Origin of the sequence: Metabacillus indicus LMG 22858, from assembly GCF_000708755.2 — a bacterium.
GTDB classification, from domain to species: domain Bacteria; phylum Bacillota; class Bacilli; order Bacillales; family Bacillaceae; genus Bacillus_P; species Bacillus_P indicus.
The window spans coordinates 303,418-318,826 of the sequence record NZ_JGVU02000002.1; the positions used below are offsets into that span (position 1 = coordinate 303,418).

Sequence of the window (15,409 nt, forward strand, 5' to 3'; positions counted from 1 at the left end):
TGTTAAGAAAAAACACTTTACAAAGTGGTTTTTCACTGATATCATACTATCTTGTTGAAATATTTTCGGAGGTGCTATTTAAAATGGCAGTAAAAATTCGTTTAAAACGCATGGGAGCTAATAAATCTCCTTTCTATCGTATCGTAGTTGCAGACTCTCGTTCTCCTCGTGACGGACGTTTCATCGAAACAGTTGGAACGTACAACCCGGTTGCAAACCCTGCAATCGTTGAGATCAACGAAGAGCTTGCTCTTAAGTGGATGCAAAATGGTGCAAAACCATCTGACACAGTCCGCAACTTGTTCTCAAACCAAGGCATTATGGAAAAATTCCATAACGCTAAGCACAGCAAATAAGGGCTGCTACAATGATAGAGTTAATCGAGTCGATCGTTAAGCCGCTTGTTGACCATCCTGAAGATGTGTCTGTTGTAGAAAATGAACGTGAACATCAAATTGTCTACGAATTAACCTTACATCAAGATGATATCGGCAAGGTAATCGGAAAGCACGGACGGATAGCGAAAGCGATTCGGACTGTTGTTTATGCAGCAGGATCCAGCTCTAAAAAGAGAGTTCAGCTTGAAATTAATGATTAAGAAAAAAAGGGAGGATCAGCCTTCCTTTTTTTTGTACAATAAAAGAGAAGAATGGCTCAACAAAAGCTGACGGAGGAATGAAGATGGAGATCTTCCAGACGGTAACGGTCAAACAGATCCTGACAGCAGCAAGCAAAGAGCAGCTCATGAAAACATTCAAACAAACGAAACAGCAGCTTGAAAGGGAGATTGATCAGCTTTCCTTTCAATTAAAGAAAAAAGAAAAAACCATTCAGACAGAAGAGATGAGAAAACAGTATCAGCGCGAAATCTCAAGGAGGATGGACAAAATAAAAATAGCTGATTTTCAGCTGCAGCAGCTTGAAACTCTCCCGCTCGGAAGCGAAATGAAAGAAAAAGAAATGAACGCACTTGTCGATATTAACGTCGGCGACCGCTGGGATGAGCTTATGAAAGAAAGAACCATCGTGATAAAAGACGGCATTGTCGTCGAAATACGCTAGAGGTGAACATATGGCAGAGAAATGGTTTAATGTAGGAAAAATCGTCAATACTCATGGAGTAAAGGGAGAGGTCAGGGTACTCTCGACAACTGATTTCCCGGAAGAACGCTATAAGGCGGGAAATGTTCTCTACTTATTTAAAGAAGGTCAAACAGCGCCTGATGAGGTAACAGTCAAATCTCACCGGTTCCATAAAACGTTCAATTTGCTTACGTTTGAAGATCATCCCTCCATTAATGATGTCGAGAAATATAAAAATTCCGTCATCAAAGTGCCGGAAAGCCAGCTTGCAGATCTAGAAGAAGGCGAATATTATTTCCACGAGATTATCGGCTGCACCGTTTTAACGGATGAAGGTGCGGAAATAGGGACCGTTAAAGAAATTCTTGAAACAGGTGCAAATGATGTTTGGATCATCAAGCGGAAAGGAAAGAAGGATGCGCTGATCCCGTTTATTGATGATGTGGTTAAAGAAATTAATCCTGAAGAAAAGCGCATTGTGATTTCATTGATGGAAGGACTTATTGAAGAATGAAAATAGACTTTTTAACGCTTTTTCCTGAAATGTTCCACGGAGTCATAGGAAACTCCATTTTAAAAAAAGCGGAAGAAAAAGGCGCCGTCCAGTTTAATGTGACAAATTTCAGAGAGTACTCAGATCACAAGCATGCAACCGTTGATGATTATCCGTATGGCGGAGGTGCGGGCATGGTTTTAAAGCCGCAGCCGATTTTTGATGCGGTTGAAGCGATTAAACAGGAAAGCTCCGCCCCTAAAGTAATCCTTGTATGTCCGCAGGGTGAAACCTACTCCCAGAAGAAAGCAGAAGAGCTTGCAAAGGAAGATCATCTTGTCTTCATCTGCGGACATTATGAAGGCTATGACGAGCGGATAAGAGAACACCTTGTAACAGATGAAATCTCAATTGGAGATTTTATTCTGACGGGCGGGGAACTTGCTTCCATGGTGATCGCTGACAGTGTCGTCAGGCTTCTTCCTGACGTGCTTGGGAATGAAGACTCTCCAGTCCTTGATTCGTTCAGCACAGGCCTGCTTGAGCATCCTCACTACACGAGGCCTTCTGACTTCAGGGGACTGAAGGTGCCAGATGTGCTGATATCAGGCAATCATGCCAAAATTGAAGATTGGCGGGAAAAAGAATCCCTCCGAAGAACGTATGAGAGAAGACCGGATCTTCTTGAAACATACACTTTGTCAGATAAGCAGAAAAAGTGGATAGATGAATTTAAAAAACAATAATTGAAGTATTGCATGCGTCCGGGCAATATGATATGATGTTTCTTGTGATTTGGTTGCCTATAAAGGTTTTTTCCTTGATAGGTGCCGCGCACTAAAACGGTGTTCCGCTGCATGAAATGGTTTGTAATGAACATCTGTTGGAAGGAGTTGAAAACGATGCAAAAACTAATTGAAGATATCACTAAAGAACAATTAAGATCTGATCTTCCTGCGTTCCGTCCTGGAGACACTGTCCGTGTACACGTGAAAGTTGTTGAGGGAACTCGCGAGCGTATTCAGATTTTTGAAGGTGTTGTCATTAAGCGTCGTGGTGGCGGAATCAGCGAAACTTTCACAGTTCGCAAGATTTCTTACGGAGTAGGCGTTGAGCGTACATTCCCTGTTCACACACCGAAAATCGCACAGTTAGAAGTAATCCGTCGCGGTAAAGTACGCCGTGCGAAACTTTACTACCTGCGCGAACTACGCGGTAAAGCGGCTCGTATTAAAGAAATTCGATAATTGCACCAGAAAGGGCTTGTTTACTATGAACAAGCCCTTTTTTCATCATTAAAAAAATAATATGACTGCAAATAAAGCTGTCATCCTATACTATAAACAAACAAGCAGCCTACAATAAAGTGTATGAGAAGGTGAATTCAAAGCATGACTCGAAAAAAAAGCGAGTTGTTTGAATGGATTAAAGCACTTGCTATCGCCGTAATACTCGCAGCCGTTATCCGTTATTTCCTGTTTGCCCCGATTGTCGTTGACGGACTTTCCATGATGCCTACTCTTCATGATCAGGACCGGATGATCGTCAACAAAATCGGCTACAAAATTGGTGATCCAGAGCGGTTTGACATCGTTGTCTTTCACGCAACAGAAGAGAAGGATTACATCAAGAGAGTCATAGGACTTCCCGGTGACCGGATTGAATACAAAGATGATACACTTTATATTAATGGAAGGGCCTACGAAGAGCCTTACCTTGAAGAATACAAGAACACACTGATAGACGGACCGCTTACAGAGCCATTTACAGTGGAAAAGGTCCCTGAAGGACAGCTTTTTGTTATGGGCGATAACCGCCGCTACAGCAAAGACAGCCGACATATCGGACCGGTTTCAAAAGACGAGGTAATGGGTCAGACAAGCCTGATTTACTGGCCTCTGAACGATATCCGTTTTGTCAAGTAAGGAATAAGAGCAGGTGGTAAGAATGAACATACAATGGTTTCCCGGCCATATGGCCAAAGCAAGAAGACAGGTTACCGAAAAACTAAAATTAATCGATATTGTGTTTGAGCTTGTCGATGCAAGAATTCCGGTTTCATCAAGAAATCCGATGATTGATGAAATCATCTCGGCCAAACCACGGATTGTTCTGCTGAATAAAGCAGATATGGCAGATCCAAAAGCAACGCAGGAATGGCTTGCCTATTTTAAAGAGCAGGGCATTCACGCCCTCCCGATTGATGCCAAAACAGGGACAGGCATCAAGCAGATTGTCACGATGTCAAAAGAAGTGCTAAAGGAGAAGTTTGATAAACTCGCTGCAAAAGGCGTGAGGCCAAGAGCCATAAGAGCCCTGATCATCGGCATTCCGAATGTCGGAAAATCGACCCTCATCAACCGGCTGGCAAAAAAGAATATGGCTAAAACCGGAGACAGACCCGGTGTTACAACTGCACAGCAGTGGGTAAAAGTCGGAAAAGAACTGGAGCTGCTTGATACTCCGGGAATTCTCTGGCCTAAGTTTGAAGATCAGCTGGTGGGATTAAAGCTTGCAACGACGGGTGCGATTAAAGATGCCATTCTCAACTTGCAGGAAGTAGCTCTTTTTGCCCTCGAGTTTTTAAGCGCCCATTACCCGCACCGTCTTAAGGAAAGATTCGCCCTAGATGTGATCCCTGAAGACCGGATCGAGCTGTTTGATGCCGTCGCAAAGAAACGCGGATGCATGATGTCCGGAGGCTTTGTGGATTACGATAAAGCTGCAGAACTCATCGTCAGGGAAATACGTCAGGAAAAGCTTGGCAGGCTGAGCTTTGAAACAACTGAAGACATACACCAGGAAGACACGCTGCAATAGCGCGTCTTTATTTTGTTTGCCTGTTTAATGCTGCTTCAGAATGTATGATCATAAGACACCAGTGGACTGAAGCGGAAGGCACTTGACTCCTGCGGGATGAAGAGAACATGGGAGACCCCGCAAGCGAAGCGAGGAGGCTCCCGGGGCTCCCCGCGGAAAGCAAGTGACTGGAGCGCAAGGGAACGGGTATCAGAGAAAAACTTGCAACAACAATCATTCAATTTAAGAATACATAGAGAAATGGCAGTGAAACTATGAAAAAGCTGACAACGGAAGAAATCCGCTTAAAGCTTGCTGCGATAAGCAGCCCTGATGATCCGTTTTTAAACCAGTGCAGAAACGATGAGCGAAAAAGCGTGATAAAGCTTGCTGACAAGTGGGCGAGAGACTATGAACAGCAGCTTAAGAAAAAGCAGCAATTTGAAGAAATGATGATTTTCGAGAAGAAAGCAAGAGGAGAAGGCTATCACCTTCTTTGCGGGATCGATGAAGTTGGCCGAGGACCACTGGCAGGCCCGGTTGTCGCAGCTGCCGTTATCCTGCCGGAATCCTTTTACCTTCCCGGCCTGACAGATTCAAAAAAACTGACGGCCGCCAAAAGAGAATCCTTTTACGAATTTATCGTCAAGGAAGCGATTGCTTTCGGAATCGGAATCGTATCACCTGCTGACATCGACAGGCTGAATATCTACCAGGCAACAAAGGCGGCAATGGTGCAGGCCGTGAAAGAGCTCCCAGCGGCCCCTGAGTACCTTCTCATTGATGCGATGGAGCTTTCCCTTCCCATTCCCCAGGAATCGCTCATTAAGGGAGACGCACGCAGTGTGAGCATTGCAGCGGCATCTGTCCTGGCGAAAGTAACCAGGGACAGGATGATGATGCAGCTTGCCTCCGAGTATCCGCAATACGGGTTTGAGCAGAATATGGGGTATGGAACAAAGCAGCACCTTGAAGCTCTGAATTTGTACGGCGTGACAGAATGCCACAGAAGAAGTTTCTCTCCTGTGAAAGAGATGGCTGCAGAAGAAACGGTCAGCTGAAAGGACAAAGTCCGGCCTGCTCTCAAGGAATGAGTGGACGGACTTTTCAGGTTGATCACAAAATTTTATATTACTAGAAAAATAATTTTAGAGAAAAAATCAGAAAAAAATGAAGGATTCGACGAATTTCTGCAGAATAGTAGACAAGGAATCAACTATTTTATAAAATGAAAGCGCAGTCTATTTTTTTCGTACATAAGTTAGGAGGATGGGAAATGAATATCCATGAGTATCAAGGAAAAGAAATCCTTAGAAAATATGGAGTAGAAGTACCAAACGGCAAAGTGGCGTTTACAGTTGAAGAAGCTGTGGAAGCAGCAAAAGAACTGGGTACTGAAGTAACAGTAGTTAAAGCACAGATTCATGCAGGCGGCCGCGGCAAAGCAGGCGGGGTAAAAGTTGCAAAGAATATTGGCGAAGTAGAAACTTATGCGAAAGAAATTCTCGGAAAGACACTGGTGACACACCAGACAGGTCCTGAAGGAAAAGAAGTAAAACGCTTACTTATTGAAGAGGGCTGCGATATTAAGAAAGAATATTATATCGGCCTTGTTCTTGACCGCGCTACATCTCGCGTTGTCCTTATGGCATCTGAAGAAGGCGGCACAGAAATCGAGGAAGTGGCAGAAGCGACTCCTGAGAAAATTTTCAAAGAAGTGATTGATCCTGCTGTAGGACTGCAGGCATACCAGGCCCGCAGAATTGCTTTTAATATTAATATTCAAAAAGAATTAGTCGGACAGGCTGTTAAATTTATGATGAGCCTGTACAACGCATTTGTTGAGAAAGACTGCTCTATTGCTGAAATCAATCCGCTTGTAGTGACAGGGGACGGCAAAGTAATGGCGCTTGATGCAAAATTGAACTTTGATTCAAATGCTCTTTACCGCAGAAAAGATATCCTTGAATACCGCGATCTTGACGAAGAAGATGCAAAAGAAATCGAAGCATCCAAATATGACTTGAGCTATATTTCCCTTGATGGAAATATCGGCTGTATGGTAAACGGCGCCGGCCTTGCTATGGCAACTATGGATATTATTAAATATTACGGCGGCGAACCGGCGAACTTCCTGGATGTTGGGGGCGGCGCGACAGCTGAAAAAGTAACAGAAGCATTTAAAATTATCCTTTCCGATCAAAATGTAAAAGGAATTTTCGTCAACATTTTCGGCGGAATTATGAAATGCGACATCATTGCACAGGGTGTAGTTGAAGCGACGAAACAGGTCGGCCTGCAAATTCCATTGGTTGTCCGTTTGGAAGGAACAAATGTAGAAATCGGCAAGCAAATCTTGAATGAATCCGGTTTGAATATCACTTCTGCTGAATCTATGGCAGACGGCGCACAAAAAATCGTATCTTTAGTAGGGTAAGAAAGGCGGGGGACTGAAATGAGCGTATTTATTAACAAAGATACTAAGGTAATTGTACAGGGGATTACAGGATCTACGGCATTATTTCATACAAAGCAAATGCTTGAATACGGTACGAATATTGTAGGCGGGGTTACACCTGGCAAAGGAAACACTGAAGCTGAAGGAGTTCCTGTTTTTAACACCGTGGAAGATGCGGTAAAAGCAACAGGCGCAACGGCTTCTGTTATCTACGTGCCGGCACCGTTTGCTGCAGATGCCATCATGGAGGCGGTTGATGCTGAACTTGATCTTGCTATCTGCATCACTGAACATATTCCAGTTCTTGACATGGTGAAAGTTAAACGGTACATGGAAGGGAAGAAAACCCGTCTTGTCGGACCAAACTGCCCTGGTGTAATTACGCCTGATGAGTGTAAAATCGGCATTATGCCAGGCTACATTCATACAAAAGGCCACGTTGGCGTTGTATCCCGTTCAGGAACATTAACGTATGAAGCAGTACATCAGCTTACACAGGCAGGAATCGGCCAATCTACAGCGGTCGGCATCGGCGGAGACCCGGTAAACGGCACAAACTTCATCGATGTTTTGAAAGCATTCAATGAAGATGAAGACACATATGCTGTGATTATGATCGGCGAAATCGGAGGAACAGCAGAAGAGGAAGCTGCCCTCTGGATCAAAGAAAACATGACAAAGCCTGTAGTGGGCTTTATCGGCGGACAAACTGCACCTCCTGGCAAACGCATGGGACATGCCGGTGCCATCATTTCAGGCGGAAAAGGCACAGCCGCTGAAAAAATCAAAACAATGAATGAGTGCGGCATCAAAGTTGCTGATACACCTTCTGTTATGGGTGAAACACTTATTGAAGCTCTTAAAGAAAACAACTTGCTTGAAAAGTGCAAAACACATTAATAAATCTGTTGGGAACGGCGTTCATGCTGTTCCCTTCTTTAACATGTACCCCCGTTGCTTCTCCCACTCCTCCATTCGTCAAATCATGACAAAAACATTCATCATTAAAACTATATATAATAGTAGAAAGGGAACTAAAATGCACAAAAAAGAGAAAGAAGTTCTCCATTTATCCCACTGCAGAGGCATCACCCATATGGCGCTCTTGAAGTGGCTGAAACTTGACCCTCCTCTATCTGTCTACTCTCTTAACAGCACCGACCTGCAGCGGGTTTTCAGGCTGTCAGATGCTCTTATGCCGCATTTTCTCAATGACTTTTATTCTTTTGATCCGGATGCCGCCTTTTCGCGCTTGAAAGCGAGTAACATTAAAGCCATATCACTTTGCAATGAAAGCTACCCGCACCTTCTGAAGGAAATCCATGATCCCCCTCCCATTCTCTTCTGCAAAGGAAACACAGCCCTGCTTTCTTCCGGAAAAATGATCAGCATTGTCGGAACAAGAAACCCCACAAATTACGGCACCCATTCTATAAAACGAGTGACAGATCCCCTTATTTCTGCAGGGTGGACTGTCGTCAGCGGCCTCGCAAAAGGAATAGATGCTCTGGCCCACCAGAGAGCGATCGAGAGGCAGGCTCCAACGATAGGTGTAATTGGAGGGGGACTTCATCATTTCTATCCGAAAGAAAATCTGCCTCTTTTTAAAGAGATGGCTGAAAATCAATTAGTTCTCTCAGAGCATCCTCCGGACACCAAACCGCAAAAATGGCACTTTCCCATGCGCAACCGCATTATCAGCGGGCTGAGTCTTGGAACGGTTGTGATACAGGCGAAATCCAAAAGCGGATCACTCATAACAGCGGGCACCGCACTCGATCAGGGCAGGCAGGTGTTTGCTGTGCCGGGATCCATTTTTGATGCAGCATCTGCTGGCGCGAATCAGCTTATTAAGCAGGGAGCGTACCTGGCAGAAGACGGACTGGATGTCCTGAATGACCTCTCCGTCCAGGTTGCATGCGCTGAAAATTAAGCCATCAATCCAAATACTGTTTGACAAACCGCATCACTATATTTAATAATAGTGGAGATTTAACCTGTTTAAGCAAGATTTTGATTATGGCCGGTATAAGCGCAGGCTCTTTTGGGCAGAATCGTCCCTTGAACATATAAAATGACAATAGCGAAAAAAACCTTGATGATGAAACATGAAAATAAAGAGAGAGAATACCTCTTTTAGGAGGATGATGTATGTCGGATTTTTTAGTGATTGTTGAATCGCCTGCAAAAGCGAAGACAATCGAACGATATCTAGGGAAAAAATATAAGGTGAAGGCTTCAATGGGGCATGTCCGCGATCTGCCGAGAAGTCAGATCGGCGTTGACACTGAAGGGAATTTCGAACCGAAGTACATTACAATAAGGGGTAAAGGCCCGGTTTTGAAAGAACTTAAAACAGCAGCGAAAAAAGCAAAAAAAGTTTATCTCGCAGCTGACCCCGACCGTGAAGGGGAAGCCATTGCGTGGCACCTCGCACACAGTCTGGACGTGGATGTTCTTTCAGACTGCAGGGTTGTCTTTAATGAAATTACAAAAGATGCCATCAAGGAATCTTTTAAGCATCCCCGCCCGATTAACATGGATCTCGTAGATGCACAGCAGGCAAGAAGGATACTTGACCGCCTTGTCGGCTATAAAATCAGCCCTATTCTTTGGAAGAAAGTGAAAAAAGGACTGAGCGCAGGAAGAGTTCAATCTGTTGCAGTCCGTCTGATCATAGACCGCGAAAAAGAAATCAAAGCATTTATTCCGGAAGAGTACTGGACGATCGGCAGTCATTTCCTCAAAGGAAAAGACGAGTTCGAGGGAGCTTTTTACGGAATAAACGGCAAAAAGACAGAGCTGAATACTGAAGATGATGTAAAAGAAATTCAGAAAAAATTAAAGGGGAACGAATTCTCTGTCACAAATGTGACTAAGAAGGAGAGAAAGCGCAATCCAGCGGTACCGTTTACAACTTCCACTCTTCAGCAGGAAGCAGCACGCAAACTGAATTTCAGAGCTAAGAAGACGATGATGATCGCCCAGCAGCTTTATGAAGGAATGGACCTTGGAAAAGAAGGAACAGTCGGTCTGATTACATATATGCGTACAGATTCAACCCGCATATCTGAAACAGCCCAGCAGGAAGCCATGTCATACATTGAGCAAAAGTACGGCCCCGAGTACAACAATCCTGCAAAAAAAGCCGCTAAGAAAAAGGCAAACACGCAGGATGCACATGAAGCGATCCGTCCGACTTCAACGCTTAAAGATCCCGCATCCCTTAAAGAATTTTTAAGCCGCGATCAGCTCCGGTTATACAAACTCATCTGGGAGCGCTTTGTTTCAAGCCAGATGGCACCGGCTGTTCTTGATACGATGAGCGTGGATCTTACAAACAATGACGTCACGTTCAGAGCAAACGGAAGCAAAGTAAAGTTTCCCGGATTCATGAAGGTGTATGTGGAAGGAAATGATGACGGAGTCGAGGAGAAAGACCGCATGCTTCCTGATCTTCAAACAGGAGATACGGTTTATTCAAAAGATATCGAACCGGCTCAGCATTTCACTCAGCCGCCTCCAAGGTACACAGAAGCCCGGCTTGTTAAAACGCTTGAAGAACTGGGAATAGGTCGACCGTCGACCTATGCGCCGACGCTAGATACCATTCAAAAACGCGGATATGTAGCGCTGGATAACAAACGGTTTATACCGACTGAGCTCGGTGAAATCGTGCTTGAACTGATCATGGAGTTTTTCCCTGAAATCATTAATGTCGAGTTTACGGCCAAGATGGAGAACAGCCTGGATGAAATAGAAGACGGCCAGGTGCAATGGGTTAACATCATCGACGATTTTTATAAAGACTTTGCCAAACGGATCGAAGTCGCAGAAAACGAAATGGAAGAAATCGAAATTAAGGATGAGCCTGCAGGAATTGACTGTGAGGAATGCGGCAGTCCAATGGTCTTCAAAATGGGACGGTACGGTAAATTCATGGCATGTTCGAATTTCCCGGATTGCCGGAACACAAAGCCGATTGTGAAAGAGATTGGTGTTCCTTGTCCGAAATGCGAGAAAGGAAACATTGTGGAAAGAAAGTCAAAGAAACGCCGCATTTTCTTCGGCTGCGACCAGTTTCCTGAATGTGATTTCCTTTCATGGGATAAACCGATTGCAAGATCGTGTCCAAAGTGTGATAATATGCTAGTTGAGAAAAAACTCAAAAAAGGCATACAGGTACAATGTGTGCATTGTGATTATAAAGAAGAGCAGCAAAAGTAAAGGTGAGTGATCCTGCTCACCTTCTTTATTTGCTTAAAGCTGGAGGGTTCAAAATGAATGAAAAAACAGTAAACGTCATTGGAGCAGGCCTTGCCGGAAGTGAAGCGGCCTGGCAGCTTGCGAGCCGCGGAATTTCCGTCAATCTTTATGAAATGAGACCTGTGAAGCAGACGCCTGCCCATCATACAGATAAATTCGCCGAGCTTGTCTGCAGCAATTCACTGCGGGCAAACGGGCTGACAAATGCAGTTGGTGTACTGAAAGAAGAAATGAGAATGTTTGATTCTGTGATTATTAAATCTGCAGACGACTGCGCAGTGCCTGCAGGGGGCGCTCTTGCTGTAGACAGACATGAATTTGCCGGTCTTGTAACAGAGAGGGTAAAAGGACACCCGAACGTAACAGTCATTACGGATGAAATGACGGAAATTCCTGAAGGTCCTACAATCATTGCAACAGGGCCGCTGACATCAAAAGCACTTTCTGAGCAGCTGAAGCAGCTGACAGGCGAAGAATATCTGTATTTCTACGATGCAGCAGCTCCAATCCTTGAAAAAGACAGCATCGATATGGACAAAGTCTACCTGAAATCACGGTATGACAAAGGAGAGGCAGCCTACCTCAATTGTCCGATGACAGAAGAGGAGTTTGACCGTTTCTACGATGCACTAGTCGAGGCGGAAACAGTTCCGCTGAAAGAATTCGAGAAAGAGATTTTCTTTGAAGGCTGCATGCCGATTGAGGTCATGGCAAAGCGCGGCAAAAAAACGATGCTATTCGGACCAATGAAGCCGGTGGGCCTTGAAGATCCGAAAACAGGCAAGCGTCCATATGCCGTTGTTCAGCTGAGACAGGATGATGCTGCGGGCACTCTTTACAATATTGTTGGTTTTCAGACACATTTAAAATGGGGTCCTCAAAAAGAAGTGCTTAAATTGATCCCTGGACTTGAAAATGCAGAGATTGTCAGATACGGCGTTATGCACCGCAACACATTCATCAACTCTCCAAAAATGCTGAAGCCGACGTATCAGTATAAAGAGCGCGAGGATCTGTTTTTTGCAGGGCAGATGACAGGTGTAGAGGGATATGTTGAATCCGCTGCATCAGGACTTTTAGCAGGCATCAATGCCGCTAAATACGTACTTGGAGAAGAACTGCTCGTGCTTCCTCATGAAACAGCAATGGGAAGCATGGCGCGCTATATTACAACGGCAAATCCGGATAATTTCCAGCCTATGAATGCAAACTTCGGCATATTTGCAGAGCTTCCGGAACGCATCCGCAACAAGAAAGAGCGCTACGAAAAGTATGCAAATAGAGCGCTTGAAACAATTCAAAAAATTTCGAAAAAATAAGAGAAATAATTTGCAAGGGCTGCTGAATGTGTGATACCATTTAGTAGCCCTTGTGAGGTGTTATGGATGGAAAATGTTAAGAATTCTTTAAAGTTGTTCGTAGAATATTTACAGATTGAGAAAAACTATTCACAATATACAATTGTGAATTATGTTTCCGATATAGAAGATTTTTTTGTCTTTATGCAGGAGCAGTCACTAACTGATCTCCGTCTTATTACATATTCCGATACACGATTGTACTTAACTCAGCTTCATCAAAAAAATTTTGCCAGAAAAACGATTTCACGTAAGATTTCATCTCTCAGAAGCTTTTACAGATTTTTAAACCGCGAAAAGCTCACTGATGAAAATCCTTTTTCAAGCGTTTCTCTGCCTAAAAAAGAGCACAGGCTGCCGCAATATCTCTTCGAGGAAGAGCTTCAGCTTCTCTTTGAACATTCAGACCTTTCAGCTCCTGCAGGCCAAAGAAACCAGGCGCTTCTCGAAATGCTCTACGGAACGGGCATAAGGGTAAGCGAGCTCTGCATGATAAAATTGTCTGACCTTGATCTCCATATCGGCACCGTGCTTGTAAATGGAAAAGGCGGCAAGCAGAGGTATGTTCCATTTGGAAGCTTTGCACAGGATGCCGTAGAATTGTACATAAGTTCAGGCAGGAAAACACTGATGGAAAAAAGAAAACAGTCAGAGAACCACGAGCTTCTGTTTGTCAACCAGCGGGGAGGTCCGCTTACGGCGACCGGCGTGAGGCATATTTTGAACGAGCTGATTCATAAAACCTCTCTGACGATGAAAATCACTCCTCATATGTTCAGGCACACGTTTGCCACTCATCTGTTAAATCAGGGAGCCGATATGCGGAGTGTTCAGGAGCTTTTGGGTCATGCGCATCTGTCCTCAACACAAGTTTATACGCATGTGTCGAAAGATCATCTGCGCAAGATCTACATGAATCATCATCCGCGCGCTTAAAGCTTGATGCCGGAAAGTGCAGTACATAAAATTGATGTTGGAGGTGGCAGGATGTCTCAATTTCACGCAACAACGATCTTTGCTGTTCAGCATAACGGCAAGTGTGCAATGGCAGGCGACGGCCAGGTGACGTTTGGAAATGCGGTCGTTATGAAGCATACAGCCAAAAAAGTAAGAAAGCTTTTCAACGGCAAGGTCATTGCCGGCTTTGCAGGATCTGTAGCAGATGCCTTTACCTTGTTTGAAATGTTTGAAGGCAAGCTTGAGGAATACAACGGAAATCTGCAGCGTGCAGCTGTTGAACTTGCGAAAGAATGGAGAAGCGATAAAGTCCTCAGAAAACTTGAAGCTATGCTGATTGTCATGAATGAGGAAGATTTGCTTCTCATTTCCGGAACAGGTGAGGTTATTGAGCCTGATGACGGCATTCTTGCCATCGGTTCCGGAGGGAATTATGCCCTCTCGGCAGGAAGAGCGCTCAAACGCTACTCCGGGGAAACACTCACAGCAAAAGAAATCGCCCAGGCTGCCCTGCAAATGGCAGGCGAAATCTGTGTTTATACAAACCTGAATATCATAGTCGAAGAACTATAAAGAGGGGAGTCCTGATCAATGAAAGAATTAACGCCAAGACAAACGGTTGAAAAACTGGATCAGTATATCGTTGGACAAAAGGACGCTAAAAAAGCTGTAGCAGTCGCACTGAGAAACCGCTACCGCAGAAGCAGACTGTCTGAAAATCTCCGCGATGAAGTTGTTCCGAAAAATATTCTGATGATTGGGCCGACGGGTGTCGGAAAAACCGAGATCGCAAGAAGAATTGCCAAACTTACTGGTGCTCCGTTCATTAAAGTGGAAGCGACGAAATTCACTGAAGTCGGATACGTAGGGCGTGATGTCGAATCAATGGTCCGTGACCTCGCCGAAACATCTGTGAGACTCGTAAAAGAAGAGAAAATGAATGAAGTTAAAGCACTTGCAGAAGAAAATGCCAACAAACGGCTTGTCGAGCTTCTTGTTCCGGGAAAAAAGAAGCAGACTTCATATAAGAACCCTCTTGAAATGCTTTTCGGCGGCGCTCAAGGACAGACCCAGGAGCAGGATGACTATTCATCTGAAGAGCAGTCAACAGAAGAGAAAAGACGTAAAATGGCTCACCAGCTTGCACTTGGGGAGCTTGAAGATCATCACGTGACGGTTGAAGTTGAAGAGCAGCATGCGTCCATGTTTGATATGCTTCAGGGTTCGGGTATGGAACAAATGGGTATGAACATGCAGGATGCATTAAGCAGCTTTATGCCTAAAAAGAAGAAAAAGCGCAGGCTGACTGTCCGGGAAGCAAGAAAAGTGCTGACGGCTGAAGAAGCACAGAAACTGATTGACATGGATGACGTTACGCAGGAAGCTGTGATGCGTGCCGAGCAGATGGGCATTATTTTCATTGATGAAATCGACAAAATTGCCAAAAAGAATCAGGGCGGAGGATCGGCAGATGTCTCACGTGAAGGTGTACAGCGCGACATCCTTCCAATCGTCGAAGGTTCTACTGTTGTGACGAAGTACGGCTCTGTGAAAACAGATCATGTCCTATTCATTGCAGCAGGTGCATTCCATATAGCAAAACCGTCTGACCTTATACCTGAGCTTCAGGGCAGATTTCCAATCCGCGTCGAGCTGACAAAGCTGACTGTTGAAGATTTCGTCCGTATTCTGACAGAACCGGATAACGCACTTCTTAAGCAATACACAGCATTATTGGAAACGGAAGGTATACAACTTGAATTTTCTGACGATGCTATTCGTAAGATTGCAGAAGTGGCATTTCAGGTTAACCAGGACACGGATAACATTGGTGCCAGAAGACTTCACACAATTCTTGAGAGGCTCCTTGAAGATCTTTCATTTGAAGCGCCTGATATTACAATGGACAAAATTACAATTACCCCTCAATACGTTGAGGATAAACTGAGCAAAATCGCTAAAAACAAAGATTTAAGTCAATTCATCTTATAATTA

The 15,409-nt window shown here is 44.4% G+C and carries 17 protein-coding genes; all 17 read left to right on the forward strand.

Translation table 11 applies throughout. From position 1 onward, the window contains the following. Positions 1 to 83: 83 nt before the first annotated feature. The 17 genes from rpsP to hslU all read left to right on the forward strand — a co-directional run bounded on the left by rpsP (position 84) and on the right by hslU (position 15,406). On the forward strand, positions 84 to 356 hold the full coding sequence (rpsP, locus tag AZ46_RS04710) for a 30S ribosomal protein S16 (protein ID WP_029281384.1): 273 nt from the start codon (positions 84 to 86) through the stop codon (positions 354 to 356). Positions 357 to 367: 11 nt separating this feature from the next. Then, positions 368 to 598 carry a KH domain-containing protein gene (locus AZ46_RS04715; RefSeq protein ID WP_029281383.1) on the forward strand — a complete coding sequence of 77 codons (231 nt, stop codon included), beginning with the start codon at positions 368 to 370 and terminating at the stop codon, positions 596 to 598. Positions 599 to 681: 83 nt separating this feature from the next. Beyond that, positions 682 to 1,062 carry a YlqD family protein gene (locus tag AZ46_RS04720; protein WP_029281381.1) on the forward strand — a complete coding sequence of 127 codons (381 nt, stop codon included), beginning with the start codon at positions 682 to 684 and terminating at the stop codon, positions 1,060 to 1,062. A gap of 10 nt (positions 1,063 to 1,072) precedes the next feature. Further along, positions 1,073 to 1,597 carry a ribosome maturation factor RimM gene (gene rimM / locus AZ46_RS04725; protein ID WP_029281379.1) on the forward strand — a complete coding sequence of 175 codons (525 nt, stop codon included), beginning with the start codon at positions 1,073 to 1,075 and terminating at the stop codon, positions 1,595 to 1,597. After that, complete coding sequence (trmD, locus tag AZ46_RS04730) at positions 1,594 to 2,322, forward strand: tRNA (guanosine(37)-N1)-methyltransferase TrmD (RefSeq protein ID WP_029281377.1); 729 nt, start codon at positions 1,594 to 1,596, stop codon at positions 2,320 to 2,322. Before rimM ends, trmD begins: the two co-directional genes overlap by 4 nt. Positions 2,323 to 2,478: 156 nt before the next feature. After that, positions 2,479 to 2,823, forward strand: coding sequence for a 50S ribosomal protein L19 (gene rplS, locus AZ46_RS04735; RefSeq protein WP_029281375.1), 345 nt, complete (start codon positions 2,479 to 2,481; stop codon positions 2,821 to 2,823). Positions 2,824 to 2,967: 144 nt separating this feature from the next. Next, positions 2,968 to 3,501 carry a signal peptidase I gene (gene lepB / locus AZ46_RS04740; protein ID WP_029281373.1) on the forward strand — a complete coding sequence of 178 codons (534 nt, stop codon included), beginning with the start codon at positions 2,968 to 2,970 and terminating at the stop codon, positions 3,499 to 3,501. A gap of 22 nt (positions 3,502 to 3,523) precedes the next feature. Continuing rightward, on the forward strand, positions 3,524 to 4,396 hold the full coding sequence (ylqF, locus tag AZ46_RS04745) for a ribosome biogenesis GTPase YlqF (RefSeq protein WP_029281371.1): 873 nt from the start codon (positions 3,524 to 3,526) through the stop codon (positions 4,394 to 4,396). 254 nt (positions 4,397 to 4,650) lie between these two features. Further along, positions 4,651 to 5,436, forward strand: a complete 786-nt coding sequence (locus AZ46_RS04750; RefSeq protein ID WP_029281369.1) for a ribonuclease HII — start codon at positions 4,651 to 4,653, stop codon at positions 5,434 to 5,436. 215 nt (positions 5,437 to 5,651) lie between these two features. Continuing rightward, the gene (gene sucC, locus AZ46_RS04755; RefSeq protein ID WP_029281367.1) at positions 5,652 to 6,812 is read left to right on the forward strand and encodes an ADP-forming succinate--CoA ligase subunit beta; all 1,161 of its coding nucleotides are present in this window, start codon (positions 5,652 to 5,654) and stop codon (positions 6,810 to 6,812) included. Positions 6,813 to 6,830: 18 nt separating this feature from the next. Next, positions 6,831 to 7,733, forward strand: a complete 903-nt coding sequence (gene sucD, locus AZ46_RS04760; protein WP_029281365.1) for a succinate--CoA ligase subunit alpha — start codon at positions 6,831 to 6,833, stop codon at positions 7,731 to 7,733. 139 nt (positions 7,734 to 7,872) lie between these two features. Beyond that, positions 7,873 to 8,766: a DNA-processing protein DprA gene (gene dprA / locus AZ46_RS04765; protein WP_029281363.1), complete on the forward strand. Its 894-nt coding sequence runs from the start codon at positions 7,873 to 7,875 to the stop codon at positions 8,764 to 8,766. Between the two features lie 218 nt (positions 8,767 to 8,984). Continuing rightward, entirely contained in the window at positions 8,985 to 11,060 is a 2,076-nt protein-coding gene (topA, locus tag AZ46_RS04770; RefSeq protein WP_029281361.1) for a type I DNA topoisomerase, read from the forward strand. Positions 11,061 to 11,113: 53 nt separating this feature from the next. Continuing rightward, positions 11,114 to 12,418 carry an FADH(2)-oxidizing methylenetetrahydrofolate--tRNA-(uracil(54)-C(5))-methyltransferase TrmFO gene (trmFO, locus tag AZ46_RS04775; protein ID WP_029281359.1) on the forward strand — a complete coding sequence of 435 codons (1,305 nt, stop codon included), beginning with the start codon at positions 11,114 to 11,116 and terminating at the stop codon, positions 12,416 to 12,418. A gap of 66 nt (positions 12,419 to 12,484) precedes the next feature. After that, on the forward strand, positions 12,485 to 13,393 hold the full coding sequence (gene xerC / locus AZ46_RS04780; RefSeq protein ID WP_029281357.1) for a tyrosine recombinase XerC: 909 nt from the start codon (positions 12,485 to 12,487) through the stop codon (positions 13,391 to 13,393). Between the two features lie 51 nt (positions 13,394 to 13,444). Further along, complete coding sequence (gene hslV, locus AZ46_RS04785) at positions 13,445 to 13,987, forward strand: ATP-dependent protease subunit HslV (protein ID WP_029281348.1); 543 nt, start codon at positions 13,445 to 13,447, stop codon at positions 13,985 to 13,987. A gap of 18 nt (positions 13,988 to 14,005) precedes the next feature. Then, complete coding sequence (gene hslU, locus AZ46_RS04790; protein ID WP_029281346.1) at positions 14,006 to 15,406, forward strand: HslU--HslV peptidase ATPase subunit; 1,401 nt, start codon at positions 14,006 to 14,008, stop codon at positions 15,404 to 15,406. The last annotated feature ends 3 nt before the right edge of the window (positions 15,407 to 15,409 follow it).